The 13,464-nt window shown below is 46.0% G+C and carries 13 protein-coding genes; 4 read left to right on the forward strand and 9 right to left on the reverse strand.

All coding sequences use genetic code 11. The features are described from left to right. Positions 1 to 32: 32 nt before the first annotated feature. The 9 genes from A31E_RS08620 to rpiA form a co-directional block, all read right to left on the reverse strand. Positions 33 to 299 carry an HPr family phosphocarrier protein gene (locus A31E_RS08620; RefSeq protein ID WP_016249169.1) on the reverse strand — a complete coding sequence of 89 codons (267 nt, stop codon included), beginning with the start codon at positions 297 to 299 and terminating at the stop codon, positions 33 to 35. A gap of 33 nt (positions 300 to 332) precedes the next feature. After that, on the reverse strand, positions 333 to 986 hold the full coding sequence (locus A31E_RS08615; RefSeq protein ID WP_000889975.1) for a class II aldolase/adducin family protein: 654 nt from the start codon (positions 984 to 986) through the stop codon (positions 333 to 335). 20 nt (positions 987 to 1,006) lie between these two features. Then, positions 1,007 to 3,064: a BglG family transcription antiterminator gene (locus tag A31E_RS08610; RefSeq protein WP_000566770.1), complete on the reverse strand. Its 2,058-nt coding sequence runs from the start codon at positions 3,062 to 3,064 to the stop codon at positions 1,007 to 1,009. A 41-nt stretch (positions 3,065 to 3,105) separates the two neighbouring features. Continuing rightward, positions 3,106 to 4,473, reverse strand: coding sequence for a PTS galactitol transporter subunit IIC (locus A31E_RS08605; protein WP_000346404.1), 1,368 nt, complete (start codon positions 4,471 to 4,473; stop codon positions 3,106 to 3,108). A gap of 31 nt (positions 4,474 to 4,504) precedes the next feature. Further along, the gene (locus A31E_RS08600; protein WP_000725251.1) at positions 4,505 to 4,783 is read right to left on the reverse strand and encodes a PTS sugar transporter subunit IIB; all 279 of its coding nucleotides are present in this window, start codon (positions 4,781 to 4,783) and stop codon (positions 4,505 to 4,507) included. Between the two features lie 20 nt (positions 4,784 to 4,803). Further along, a complete protein-coding gene (locus tag A31E_RS08595) occupies positions 4,804 to 5,286 on the reverse strand; it encodes a PTS sugar transporter subunit IIA (RefSeq protein WP_000676303.1) in 483 nt (160 codons plus the stop codon). 324 nt (positions 5,287 to 5,610) lie between these two features. After that, positions 5,611 to 5,655, reverse strand: coding sequence for a hypothetical protein (locus tag A31E_RS26805; protein WP_370567170.1), 45 nt, complete (start codon positions 5,653 to 5,655; stop codon positions 5,611 to 5,613). 255 nt (positions 5,656 to 5,910) lie between these two features. Continuing rightward, on the reverse strand, positions 5,911 to 7,143 hold the full coding sequence (serA, locus tag A31E_RS08590; protein WP_001151616.1) for a phosphoglycerate dehydrogenase: 1,233 nt from the start codon (positions 7,141 to 7,143) through the stop codon (positions 5,911 to 5,913). Between the two features lie 258 nt (positions 7,144 to 7,401). Further along, positions 7,402 to 8,061, reverse strand: coding sequence for a ribose-5-phosphate isomerase RpiA (gene rpiA / locus A31E_RS08585; protein ID WP_016249170.1), 660 nt, complete (start codon positions 8,059 to 8,061; stop codon positions 7,402 to 7,404). A 375-nt stretch (positions 8,062 to 8,436) separates the two neighbouring features. Between rpiA and argP the strand changes: the two genes are divergently transcribed. The 4 genes from argP to scpB all read left to right on the forward strand — a co-directional run bounded on the left by argP (position 8,437) and on the right by scpB (position 13,461). After that, positions 8,437 to 9,330 carry a DNA-binding transcriptional regulator ArgP gene (argP, locus tag A31E_RS08580; RefSeq protein WP_000828349.1) on the forward strand — a complete coding sequence of 298 codons (894 nt, stop codon included), beginning with the start codon at positions 8,437 to 8,439 and terminating at the stop codon, positions 9,328 to 9,330. Positions 9,331 to 9,532: 202 nt separating this feature from the next. Beyond that, positions 9,533 to 11,677: a methylmalonyl-CoA mutase gene (gene scpA / locus A31E_RS08575; RefSeq protein WP_016249171.1), complete on the forward strand. Its 2,145-nt coding sequence runs from the start codon at positions 9,533 to 9,535 to the stop codon at positions 11,675 to 11,677. Then, positions 11,670 to 12,665 (forward strand): methylmalonyl Co-A mutase-associated GTPase MeaB, encoded by a 996-nt coding sequence (gene meaB, locus A31E_RS08570; RefSeq protein WP_000606737.1) that lies wholly within the window; start codon positions 11,670 to 11,672, stop codon positions 12,663 to 12,665. The genes scpA and meaB overlap by 8 nt, the downstream gene beginning before the upstream one ends. A gap of 10 nt (positions 12,666 to 12,675) precedes the next feature. After that, entirely contained in the window at positions 12,676 to 13,461 is a 786-nt protein-coding gene (scpB, locus tag A31E_RS08565) for a methylmalonyl-CoA decarboxylase (protein WP_016249172.1), read from the forward strand. The last annotated feature ends 3 nt before the right edge of the window (positions 13,462 to 13,464 follow it).

Genomic DNA, 13,464 nt, shown 5'->3' on the forward strand with positions numbered 1-13,464 from the left:
TTGTGTTATAAATGGATTAATAAATTTTTCGTTTAATCATGACCAAAACCAATAGCAAATAATCTTTTCAACTCCGAAATTGCTTGCTGTTCATCAACACCTTCACAAATCAGTTCAACTTGAGAGTTAGCTTTGATACCTGCCGTTAATAACGCCATCGCACTGTGTGGTTTGATATTTTTTCCCTTATAGTTTAAGGTTGTCACACATTGAAATTGTCTTACAGTTTTCGCTAGTACACTTGCAGGTCGGGCATGAAGCCCCGTTTTGTTTGTCACCCACACTATTTCTTTAATCATAGGCCACCTAATTTCTCTATAGCTAATAGTGGCTCATCTAATAACCTGTGGATACGACCAGCATGCCAGTTCCTCACCACTAAATACTTTCGGTTCCTGCAGACCATTTACCAGTAGTGTGTGATAATAAATTTCAGCCAGTTCTTCCAGGTAGGCGGATTTTAATACAGCATCATAAGACGACACATCAACGGTCATCGCTCCATGGCGACCTAATAAAATAGCATCGGCTTGTTGTAGGGGCTCAATGATACTTAATGCCAGCTCTTGAGTACCAGGTAATGCAAATGGTGCAACGGGTACAATCCCCTGTTGCAGATTTAAAATTGCACATTCATAAATAACCGCGGGGATACTTTTTTCCAGTACTGCAAAAATGGAAGCAAAACGTGAATGCGTATGACAAACAGCGTGAATATCCTGCCGTGTCCGGTAGGCCTGCAGGTGCATCATACATTCACTGGTGGGTCGCAGCCCGGAAAGGTTTTCGACAATTTCTCCCTCTGGAGAAAGGACAACGATATCCCGAACGGTTAATTCATTTTTGTCAACGGTGGTTGGTGTAACACAGATAAGCCCCGTTTCTGGATCCCGGACACTGGTATTCCCGGCTTTGTGCTTACACATCCCCCACTGTTGGGTCGTTTTTGCCATTTCTACAACTTGCTGCTTTAGTATTTCTAACATAATAACGTTCCTTCTGTTGATTACGAGTAGTATTGTAACGCTCGTATGATCACTTCTTTATCTACTGCGTCACGAATAAATTTTGCGCCATTGCATTCTTCAAGATAATTATTTAACTGCGATAAAGCTTTTAAATGCCCCTGCGTATTATGGGTTGCACATGTAATGATAATATCTGCATATATATAATCATTTATCAGAACCGGATGTGGTAATCGATATAATGAAAAGCCAATTTTATTAACGCCTTCATCAACTCCGGCATGAGCAATTATCACCCCTTCCCCTAACATAATATATGGCCGCTCGTTAATAATCTTATTAATAATCGCAGATATATAACATGACTCGATTACACCATTTTTCAGTAATGGTAATGCTGCCTGATGAATAACTTCTTGCCATGTCTTTGGTATATCCATCTCAAGAGTGATAAAATCTTTCTGCAGCAAGCTGCCCAAAGAGGGTAACGGATGGGCTGCCACTAAATTGTTAACGGGTCTTGAATGGCTATAGAGGTAATCTTCAAGAGCAGTCCGAAGATCCTTTCGTTGTTGGATAGTGCCATACCGTTCAACGATAGCTAAAACATTCTCAACCTGTACAGATTCATTATCCTGATATCCCAATAACGAAAGAGCCTGACCGCGTAGCGTATTTTTTTGTCCATTATCAAAAGGTAAATTAATTAGCAACAAAGGGCGATGGGTCGAAAAAAGGCTGGTGCTAAAAATAACGTCATGCTCTTTAGTATATTTTTCATACTCGCGAAATGACAAGATATCCTGAAAGTAGATTTCAGGCAGCAGCGATTGTAACGTCAAGAAAATCCATGTAGAAACCGTGACATTACCTGAGCTCACCACAACTCCAGACTTTTTCACTTTAACCTTATGCAGCAACCCCTCACGCGTTAACCATCCCCCAAATATTACCGTCAATGAGGCAACTTCCTCTTCCGGTAGTCCTTGCTGCAGCAAACTCTCCAGCGGGCTAATTGAGCGAATGACAAGTTGATGAAGATAGTTAAACTCCTGAGCAATTAATTCATAAACTCCAGAATCATAAGTAAAATTATAAATAATGCGATAATAAGCTGGCTTCCAGTGTTGATAGATTTTGTTAATCAACTCATCCTTGTCACGAAAGGCAATACAGCATAATTTCTCAAAATTATTAACAACAGCAACTATCCCTTCTAACAATAATGGCTCAAGATTAAAATAACGATCTGAAATTGTCTGAATATTTGCACTACGAATTATCGCCGTTAAAAATGATTGTTCAGAAACCTGGTTAATACCTACTTTATTTAAAATCTCACCTATAATTAAAAACTCACGAGTCCGGTAGACCTCATGGAGATGTTCTGGCAAAGCATGTAGAATTTTCCCGGCACTAATTCGTAGCATGACCAGACTCATGTATAAAGTCAGTTGCTGGATTTTCTCATCGGTCAGAAATATTTTAAACTCATGTTCAATTAAGGTCAGTGCATCAGCAAACACTCTCCGGTGCAGTTCAACATTTTTAGTAATTTCTACAGTGAAATCCTCAAAAAATGGTCTGGAAAGACAATAAGTCACAACCTCCAGTAATAAGTATCTTTTTTGGATTTCACTGCCCTCAATAAAATAGCCCTGCCTCCTTTCATAAACGATCAGAACTTCGTAGCGATCAGTTATTGAATTAATTTTCTTAATATCATTAAGAATAGTATTCTGGCTTACACGTAATGTTTGAGTAAAGTGAAAAAGTTTAATTCTCTCATTACGACACAATAATAAAAACAGTATAATATAATGTCGCTCTTTTTCGCTATAGACATAACGCTCGTTAAGCTGATATTCAATATCGCTGTAAAAAAGTGCTAATACATTAGCATCAACACTGAAACCACCGCTGCGTTGACGGGAAATTGGCAAAAGTTCTTTCGTCGCCAGATAGTCATTTATTTTAAGCAATGTATAACTGAGTTGTTTCCTGGTTAATACAAATTTCTTACACAACTCTCCACTGGTAATAAGAGGTTCACGTACTATGGCATTCAGCACTGCATAAATACGGTTATCAATCATAGTAACAACCTCTTTATTATAAGTATTGCGGGTTAGGATTTTTACTCTACTTGTTTCGCGTCCTGTGATAACTCTCGACAATAAAAGTAAAAGCCAATACTCCAGATTATTGCCATTACTAATGGAACAAAATTCCCTTGCATAAACTGAAATAAATGAGAAAACGCATAGGTAAACACTGGTGCATCAATACAGCTATTTGATATGAGCTTACCTACAGGAATGTCTATCGCTTTGGTCACATTCCCCAGCTCAGTAATTATGGGTGCAAACTCAGTCCCCACAAATAAAAAGAATGGAATACCAATAAAACTAAGAATGACCATTCGTAAAGTATTACCCTGCGTTAACAGATAGGCCGGAACCACTAACACTATGTTAATAATGCCGGCAAAAGGAAGAATTTTATTCCCCGGTAAGATTATAGCCCAGAGCAAGGTAAGAGGAATTGCGACAATAATAACAAACCAAATTTCACTCGCCCCGCCAAGAAATGGCCAGTCAATACCAACAAAGAGCTTACGTCCTGAAAACCGTTTATTCATGTAATCACTAATCGCTTCAGAGAGTGGCGATAGTGCCTGCATAAAAAACTTCGAAATGACAGGAAATAGATGTAACGCCGTAGCCGCCTGTATTCCCAACATCAAGGTTTTCGCCACATCGTAACCCGCTACGATGCCAAAAAGTATCCCGAGGATGAAACCAATAACATGGTTTTCCGCAAAGATCCCGACTTTCTTACGTAACGTTGCCGCATCCATTGGTTTATTCAACAAAGGAATTTTGCGTAACAACACATCAAAGGGATAATAAATAGCACCGAGAAACATCATCCGGTGCGTGCAGGTAATTCCCGGGATCCCGGTCATTTTCTCGATACGATACTGGTGTAAGTCACCAGACTTTAGTTCGAGGATAATTTGCAAAGAGGCGATGATAAATGCTATCACTAATGCCCAGGTTGAGCCAAACAGTGGCGTTACCGTCCCCATAACGATAAATGCGGTAAATATTTTCCCCCAGACATTCCATAAATCTGCATTGAAAGTATCGGTCTTTTTTAACATCAGCATCAGGATATTGATGCCAATCTGCAATGGGAACATTAAAAACGCATATGGCCAGGCCCATGAAATATTTGCCATTGTGGTCCAGCCACCATCAATGATGCTAAGTTCAAGTCCTGTTCGTTTCATCATTGCTTCAGCAGCAACACCGATGGCTCCAACCATAAAGCCGATAAGCATACTCATGCCCACAAAAGCCACACCAAGTGTTATTGCAGCCGAACAGGCTTCTTTAAAACGCATTTTGACACAAAGCCCAGCTAACAGCATAATAAATGGCACGAAAACCGGAGCACCTAAATTCAGGATGTAATTAATTATTTGCGCAAGAAAATCCATAGTATTTATTCCTTGTAGACGTGATAATTGTCTATTGGCAAAGATTAATAATTTTTTGTAATTCTTGTTCCATACCGATCCCTGTTAAAAACGCGATGCCGTTTATAACAGGGATCGGATATTCCTTATCTATTTTTGTAATCGCCACATAAGCAACAGAATCCCGGAGATGATTATCCAGAGATTTGAGATCGACAACCTCAATTCTGATATCTTCAAATCCTTTTTCTTTTAACAAACGTCCCACTTTACTTGCTACTGTTTGTGAAGTTGCTACGCCACTACCACAGGCTACAACAATCTTTTTCATGATAATTCCTTATAATTTAATTAAATGTATTTATTAAGGTAATTAGTAGCGTCATGGCTACTTTGGGTTTTGCTTAACCAATCTGCATGATTCTCAGTTGAAAATAAGGTGATCAGATTTTGTAGAAAATCAATATGACTGGAAGTATCTACCAGTCCTAACAATATAATAAATTTGATTTTAAGTTTATTTTCGTCTGCCCCCATTTCATTCCATGGCATCTCTTCGGCAAGTTGATAAAAAGCGACAAATGGTTCTTTTATAAATTTAATATCTGTATGAGGAATAGCAATTGAAAACGATTCCAACGCCAATCCGGTAGGATATTCTCTCTCTCGCAAACGAATATTCTGAAGAAAGTCAATTGTTACCAAATTAGCAGCCAGAAGTTTTTCATTTACAGTATGAAAGAAATCATCAGAGTCGATAAAACGCTGGCGAAGAAAAACCAGGTCATCCGTGAATCTAATGACATTAGTAAAATTCTGATTAATTCCTTTCATAATAACACCCCATTAAATCGTAATAACGGAATAATAAATCTCATTTAAAAAACCACAAGATTATTTGCTCACAAATTTTCGGCAGCAAGTTGTCCACAATTGTGATGAAATGTGCGATTGAAATCACATATTCTGATATATGTAATTTACCTATATTCATTATGTGAATAGATCATATATAGTACTTTTCCCCAGCGCCCCAGAATACGACTGATACTGTTTATATAGATTTATATTGGCTCAAAACGACACACCTGCATCGCCCTGATTGACATCGTTTATTTTTTAACCTAATTTAGTGAGTAAGGGTCCTGAGACTGACTGTTAATAAGCTGGCAAATTTATCAGTAACAGTACAATCAGTATGATGACAAGTCACATCATACCCCTTCTCCTTTAAGCCCTCGCTTCGGTGAGGGCTTTACCGTTACAGCGCCATGCTGCACCGCCATCGTAAATCTTCTTCGAGTAAACACAACGTATTGATCTGGCTTTGATTTCTTTCTTCGAGCAGGCTCACAAAGGCGATTGCACAACCCTGCAAATGTGGTGAGAAGCATGGGGAAAAGGGACAAAAAAACGGGCAAGTCAGCGACCTGCCCGTTGTTTGTCAGAGAAGGGGAATCAGTACAGCAAACGGGCGCGAATGGTGCCAGGAATAGCTTTCATGGCCTGCAATGCTTTTTCGGCAACGTCTTCATCGGCTTCAATATCAATAACTACGTAGCCCATCTGAGCAGACGTTTGCAGGTACTGCGCGGCGATGTTAACGCCCTGCTCGGCAAATATTTTGTTCAGCGCAGTCAGCACGCCCGGACGGTTTTCATGGATGTGCATCAGACGACGACCACCGTGCAACGGCAGCGATACTTCCGGGAAGTTCACCGCAGAAAGCGTGGAGCCATTGTCAGAGTACTTGATCAATTTTCCTGCAACTTCCAGGCCGATATTCTCCTGCGCTTCCTGAGTCGAACCGCCAATGTGTGGCGTCAGCAGGACGTTGTCGAATTCGCACAGCGGAGAGGTAAACGGATCACTGTTGGTCGCCGGTTCCGTCGGGAATACGTCAATTGCCGCACCAGCAAGGTGTTTGCTCGCCAGCGCGTCACACAGTGCCGGAATATCGACTACAGTACCGCGCGAGGCGTTAATCAGTAGCGAACCGGGCTTCATCAGCGCAATCTCTTTCGCGCCCATCATATTTTTGGTGGACGGATTTTCTGGCACATGCAGACTTACCACGTCGCTCATATTCAGCAGGTCGGAAAGATGTTGCACTTGAGTCGCGTTGCCCAGTGGCAGTTTGTTTTCAATATCATAGAAGTAAACATACATCCCCAGCGACTCCGCGAGAATGCCAAGCTGCGTACCAATATGACCATAGCCAATGATACCCAGCTTTTTGCCGCGAGCTTCAAAAGAACCCGCCGCCAGTTTGTTCCACACGCCACGGTGCGCTTTAGCGTTGGCCTCCGGCACTCCGCGCAATAGCAGCAAAAGTTCGCCAATCACCAGCTCAGCAACGGAACGCGTATTCGAAAACGGTGCGTTAAATACCGGGATCCCACGTTTTGCCGCAGCATTTAAATCAACCTGGTTTGTGCCTATGCAGAAACAACCAATAGCGACCAGCTTTTCTGCGGCATTGATCACGTCTTCTGTCAGATGGGTACGGGATCGCAGGCCGATGAAGTGGGCATCGCGGATGGATTCTTTTAATTGTTCATCATCCAGCGCGCCTTTGTGAAATTCGATGTTGGTGTAACCCGCCGCGCGAAGGCTTTCCAGCGCCTTTTGGTGCACGCCTTCTACCAGCAGAAACTTAATCTTGTCTTTCTCCAGCGATACCTTTGCCATTTACCCAATCCTGTCTTTGAAATGTTGTGTGTGGATTTACATCCGCCTTTCAACATATCAAAAAATAATATTGCGGCAATATGAACGTTTGCGTCGCGATGTTGAGGAAATATCACGCAAGGTTGATTAACAGAAGAAAATGCTGGAGATAAGACTTTGTTTAGAGCGTTAGGTAACAGAGGGTTAAAAACGTGACAGATGTCACCAAATTTAACAATGAAAAAAATTTTTAACGGGGGAGAGAACTCCCCCGTCAGATCATTTCACAATGGTTTTGACGCCGTCAGGTGTGCCAATCAGCGCGACATCCGCACCACGGTTGGCAAACAGACCAACAGTAACCACGCCAGGGATAGCGTTAATTGCGTTTTCCATCGCCACCGGGTCAAGAATTTCCATGCCGTGAACGTCGAGGATCACGTTGCCGTTATCAGTCACCACGCCCTGACGGTATTCCGGACGGCCGCCTAATTTCACCAACTGACGAGCTACTGCACTACGCGCCATCGGGATAACTTCTACCGGCAGTGGGAATTTACCCAGAATATCGACCTGCTTGGAAGCATCTGCAATACAGATAAACTTCTTCGCGACTGAAGCGATGATTTTTTCACGGGTCAGCGCCGCGCCGCCACCTTTGATCATCTGCATATGGCCGTTGATTTCATCTGCTCCGTCGACGTAAATTCCAAGGCTGTCCACTTCATTGAGGTCAAAAACGTGAATGCCAAGGCTTTTCAGTTTTTCAGTGGATGCATCGGAGCTGGAAACTGCCCCTTCAATCTGACCTTTCATCGTGCCGAGTGCATCAATAAAGTGTGCGGCGGTGGAACCTGTACCTACACCAACAATGGTCCCGGGCTGAACATACTGAAGTGCCGCCCATCCTACTGCTTTTTTCAATTCATCCTGCGTCATGATCGTTTCGCCTGTGGTATGAAATTTCACACGCATTATATACAAAAAACGCGGTTCAGACCCCGTCAGCAAGTCGTGCGACTAACTCATCCATGAATAACAGGCAATAGGGGGAATTCTCTTTCGTCCCTGCAAGCCTGGATATCAGCAGGCATCGGGTGACCCCTTTTATCAACCAGCGTGCATATCTGAAGCTGCACCGATAAAAGTGAAGCTCTACAGAACTTTTCCCGAGTCTCCACAAAGACAAAAAGACACGGTAACGCCACCCAAAATTTCCATTATAGCTACTTTTTCATACGCTAAATGCTCTGTACCCAAAGCAAAATTATGTCATAGTTCGGCATAAGAAAATTTGAGGAGTAGGTTAAAGCAATGAAACGCCCGGACTACAGGACATTACAGGCACTGGATGCGGTGATACGTGAACGAGGATTTGAGCGTGCGGCACAGAAATTGTGCATTACGCAATCAGCCGTCTCACAGCGCATTAAGCAGCTAGAAAATATGTTCGGGCAGCCGTTACTGGTGCGCACTGTCCCGCCGCGGCCTACTGAGCAAGGGCAAAAACTACTGGCACTGCTTCGCCAGGTTGAGTTGCTGGAAGAGGAGTGGCTGGGCGATGAACAAACCGGTTCAACCCCGCTACTGCTTTCGCTTGCAGTCAACGCCGACAGTCTGGCAACCTGGCTGCTTCCGGCGCTCGCTCCTGTGCTGGCTGACTCTCCTATCCGTCTGAATTTACAGGTGGAAGATGAAACCCGTACCCAGGAGCGCCTGCGTCGTGGCGAAGTGGTCGGCGCGGTGAGTATTCAACATCAGGCGCTACCAAGCTGTCTTGTCGATAAACTTGGCGCGCTTGACTATCTGTTCGTCAGCTCCAAACCGTTTGCTGAGAAATACTTCCCCAACGGAGTAAGCCGCTCCGCGCTGCTCAAGGCACCGGTGGTGGCGTTTGACCATCTTGACGATATGCACCAGGCATTTTTGCAGCAAAACTTCGATCTGCCGCCAGGTAGCGTACCGTGCCATATCGTTAACTCGTCAGAAGCCTTCGTTCAACTCGCTCGCCAGGGAACAACCTGCTGTATGATCCCACACCTACAAATTGAGAAAGAACTGGCTAGCGGCGAGTTGATAGACCTGACACCGGGGCTGTTTCAACGGCGAATGCTCTACTGGCATCGCTTTGCCCCAGAAAGCCGCATGATGCGTAAAGTCACTGATGCTTTGCTCGACTATGGTCACAAAGTACTTCGTCAGGATTAATCAATCACTTAATGCCTGATAGCACATATCAGGCATTTTCCTTCTTTCTTTTTACCTTCTTTGAACAACGTCACAAAAGAGACAAATCTCACACGGCAAAAAACGACGCCTCAATGCATTTTTTTTGCTGGCGACAAACCCGTTTAAAAAGCTCACCGTAAGCGCAAATCCCCTATTTTTATTGCGCTTTATGGAGCAAATAATGTCAAACGTGCAGGAGTGGCAACAGCTTGCCAACAAGGAGTTGAGCCGTCGGGAAAAAACCGTCGACTCACTGGTACGGCAAACGGCGGAAGGGATCGCCATCAAGCCGCTGTATACCGAAGTCGATCTCAACAATCTGGAAGTGACAGGCACCCTTCCTGGCTTGCCGCCCTACGTTCGTGGCCCCCGCGCCACCATGTACACAGCCCAGCCATGGACCATCCGCCAATATGCCGGTTTCTCAACGGCCAAAGAGTCTAACGCCTTTTATCGCCGTAACCTCGCGGCCGGGCAAAAAGGTCTTTCCGTTGCCTTTGACCTCGCCACCCACCGCGGTTACGACTCCGACAATCCGCGTGTTGCTGGCGATGTCGGAAAAGCGGGCGTTGCTATAGACACCGTAGAAGATATGAAGGTGCTGTTCGACCAAATTCCACTGGATAAAATGTCGGTGTCAATGACCATGAACGGCGCAGTCCTGCCAGTACTGGCGTTTTATATCGTGGCCGCTGAAGAGCAAGGAGTTCCCCCCGATAAACTTACTGGCACCATCCAGAACGACATCCTGAAAGAGTACCTCTGCCGCAATACCTATATTTACCCGCCGAAACCGTCTATGCGCATTATCGCTGATATCATCGCCTGGTGTTCCGGCAATATGCCGCGCTTTAATACCATCAGTATTAGCGGCTACCACATGGGCGAAGCGGGTGCAAATTGCGTGCAGCAGGTGGCATTCACCCTGGCTGATGGGATTGAGTACATCAAAGCTGCACTCTCTGCTGGTCTGAAAATTGACGACTTTGCCCCACGTCTGTCGTTCTTCTTCGGTATTGGCATGGATCTGTTTATGAACATCGCCATGCTGCGTGCCGCGCGTTATCTCTGGAGCGAAGCGGTAAGCGGATTTGGAGCCAAAGATCCGAAATCACTGGCGCTGCGTACCCACTGTCAAACCTCCGGCTGGAGTCTCACCGAGCAAGATCCCTATAACAACGTTATCCGCACCACCATTGAGGCACTGGCCGCGACTCTGGGCGGTACTCAGTCGCTGCATACCAACGCTTTTGATGAAGCTCTTGGTCTGCCGACCGATTTCTCGGCACGTATTGCCCGCAACACTCAGATCATTATTCAGGAAGAGTCAGAACTCTGCCGCACCGTCGATCCGCTAGCCGGTTCTTATTACGTTGAGTCACTAACTGATCAGATCGTGAAACAGGCCAGAGCCATCATTGATCAGATCGACGAAGCCGGTGGCATGGCGAAAGCGATCGAAGCGGGCTTGCCAAAACGAATGATCGAAGAAGCATCTGCGCGTGAACAATCGCTGATCGACCAGGGCAAACGGGTGATAGTTGGCGTGAACAAGTACAAACGGGATCACGAAGACAAAACCGATGTACTGGAGATCGACAATGTGATGGTTCGTAACGAGCAAATTGCTTCGCTGGAACGCATTCGTGCCACCCGTGATGATGCAGCCGTAACCGCCGCGCTGAACGCCCTGACTAACGCTGCGCTGCAAAACGAAAACCTGCTGGCTGCCGCTGTTAATGCAGCACGCGTTCGCGCGACATTGGGTGAGATTTCCGATGCACTGGAGGCCGCTTTTGACCGTTATCTGGTGCCGAGTCAGTGTGTTACCGGCGTGATTGCGCAAAGTTATCACCAGTCGGAAAAATCAGCCTGCGAATTTGATGCCATTGTTGCGCAAACGGAGCTGTTCCTCGCCAACAATGGTCGTCGCCCACGTATTCTGATCGCAAAAATGGGTCAGGATGGGCACGATCGCGGAGCGAAAGTCATTGCCAGCGCCTATTCCGATCTGGGTTTTGACGTTGATCTCAGCCCGATGTTCTCGACGCCAGAAGAGATCTCCAGACTGGCGGTAGAAAACGACGTTCATGTGGTGGGCGCATCCTCTCTCGCGGCTGGACACAAAACGCTGATCCCGGAACTGGTCGAAGCCCTTAAAAAATGGGGGCGCGAAGATATCTGTGTAGTCGCTGGCGGCGTTATTCCACCGCAAGATTATGCCTTCCTGCAAGAGCGTGGCGTGGCGGCGATTTATGGCCCGGGTACTCCCATGCTCGACAGTGTACGTGATGTGCTGAACCGAATTAGCCAGCATCATGATTAACGAAACCACACTAGCAGACAACATTCGCCGCTTACGTGAGGGTGAACGAGCCACACTTGCCCAAGCCATGACGCTGGTAGAAAGCCGCCATCCGCGTCATCAGGCGCTAAGTAACCTGTTGCTCGATGCCATCATGCCATTCTGTGGAAATGCGCTGCGGCTGGGCGTTACCGGTACACCCGGCGCGGGGAAAAGTACCTTTCTTGAAGTCTTCGGCATGCAGCTAATTCGCCAGGGGTTGAAGGTCGCGGTGATTGCCGTTGATCCCAGCAGCCCGGTAACCGGTGGCAGCATCCTTGGTGACAAGACACGTATGACCGAACTGGCTCGTGCCGATGCGGCGTTTATTCGCCCGGTTCCGTCATCTGGTCATCTGGGCGGTGCCAGCCAACGAGCACGGGAGTTAATGCTGTTATGCGAAGCGGCGGGTTATGACGTGGTGATCGTTGAAACCGTCGGCGTCGGACAGTCGGAAACGGAAGTAGCCCGCATGGTCGACTGTTTTATCTCACTACAAATTGCCGGTGGTGGTGATGATCTCCAGGGCATTAAAAAGGGGCTAATGGAGGTGGCAGATCTGGTTGTCATCAACAAAGACGATGGCGATAACCACACGAATGTCGCCATTGCCCGCCATATGTACGAAAGCGCCCTACATATTCTGCGTCGCAAATATGAAGAATGGCAACCACGAGTCCTCACCTGTAGCGCACTGGAAAAATGCGGTATCGATGAGATTTGGCACGCGATTATCGATTTCAAAACCGCGCTTACCGCCAGCGGTCGTTTGCCCCTGATGCGGCAGCAACAATCGGTGGAATGGCTGCGTAAGCAAACCGAGGAAGAAGTGCTGCACCACCTGTTCGCTAATGAAGATTTCGATCGCTATTACCGCCAGACGCTATTAGCAGTCAAAAACAACACGCTTTCGCCGCGCACCGGCCTGCGGCAACTCAGTGAATTTATCCAGACTCAATATTTTGATTAAAGGAATTTTTATGTCTTATCAGTATGTTAATGTTGTCACCATCAACAAAGTTGCGGTAATTGAGTTTAACTATGGCCGCAAACTCAATGCATTAAGTAAAGTCTTTATTGATGACCTGCTCCAGGCATTAAGCGATCTCAACCGTCCGGAAGTCCGTTGTATCATTCTGCGTGCCCCGAGTGGTTCCAAAGTGTTCTCCGCAGGTCACGATATTCATGAACTGCCATCAGGCGGCCGCGATCCACTCTCCTACGATGATCCGCTACGCCAAATCACCCGCATGATCCAAAAATGCCCCAAACCGGTAATTTCGATGGTTGAAGGGAGCGTCTGGGGAGGCGCATTTGAAATGATCATGAGTTCCGATCTGATCATCGCCGCCAGCACCTCCACCTTCTCAATGACGCCAGTTAACCTCGGCGTCCCATATAACCTGGTCGGCATTCACAACCTGACCCGTGACGCGGGTTTCCACATTGTCAAAGAGCTGATTTTTACCGCTTCGCCAATCACAGCCCAACGCGCGCTGGCTGTTGGCATTCTCAACCACGTTGTTGACATCAACGAGCTGGAAGATTTCACCTTACAAATGGCTCACCACATTTCCGAAAAAGCACCGCTGGCGATTGCGGTAATCAAGGAAGAACTGCGCGTGTTGGGCGAAGCACACACCATGAATTCAGATGAGTTTGAACGTATTCAGGGGATGCGCCGGGAGGTTTATGACAGCGAGGATTATCAGGAAGGTATGAACGCCTTCCTGGAAAAACGTAAACCTAATTTCGTCGGTCATTAATGA

This window comes from Escherichia sp. KTE159 (assembly GCF_000408805.1).
In the GTDB taxonomy this organism is placed as follows: Bacteria; Pseudomonadota; Gammaproteobacteria; order Enterobacterales; family Enterobacteriaceae; genus Escherichia; species Escherichia marmotae.

Coding starts and splice junctions, on each gene's coding strand:
- A31E_RS08600 (WP_000725251.1), bottom strand. CDS start 4,783: ATGAAAAAGATTGTTGTAGCCTGTGGTAGTGGCGTAGCAACTTCACAA.
- argP (WP_000828349.1), top strand. CDS start 8,437: ATGAAACGCCCGGACTACAGGACATTACAGGCACTGGATGCGGTGATA.
- A31E_RS08620 (WP_016249169.1), bottom strand. CDS start 299: ATGATTAAAGAAATAGTGTGGGTGACAAACAAAACGGGGCTTCATGCC.
- serA (WP_001151616.1), bottom strand. CDS start 7,143: ATGGCAAAGGTATCGCTGGAGAAAGACAAGATTAAGTTTCTGCTGGTA.
- A31E_RS08595 (WP_000676303.1), bottom strand. CDS start 5,286: ATGAAAGGAATTAATCAGAATTTTACTAATGTCATTAGATTCACGGAT.
- A31E_RS08615 (WP_000889975.1), bottom strand. CDS start 986: ATGTTAGAAATACTAAAGCAGCAAGTTGTAGAAATGGCAAAAACGACC.
- scpB (WP_016249172.1), top strand. CDS start 12,676: ATGTCTTATCAGTATGTTAATGTTGTCACCATCAACAAAGTTGCGGTA.
- A31E_RS08605 (WP_000346404.1), bottom strand. CDS start 4,473: ATGGATTTTCTTGCGCAAATAATTAATTACATCCTGAATTTAGGTGCT.
- A31E_RS08610 (WP_000566770.1), bottom strand. CDS start 3,064: ATGATTGATAACCGTATTTATGCAGTGCTGAATGCCATAGTACGTGAA.
- scpA (WP_016249171.1), top strand. CDS start 9,533: ATGTCAAACGTGCAGGAGTGGCAACAGCTTGCCAACAAGGAGTTGAGC.
- rpiA (WP_016249170.1), bottom strand. CDS start 8,061: ATGACGCAGGATGAATTGAAAAAAGCAGTAGGATGGGCGGCACTTCAG.
- meaB (WP_000606737.1), top strand. CDS start 11,670: ATGATTAACGAAACCACACTAGCAGACAACATTCGCCGCTTACGTGAG.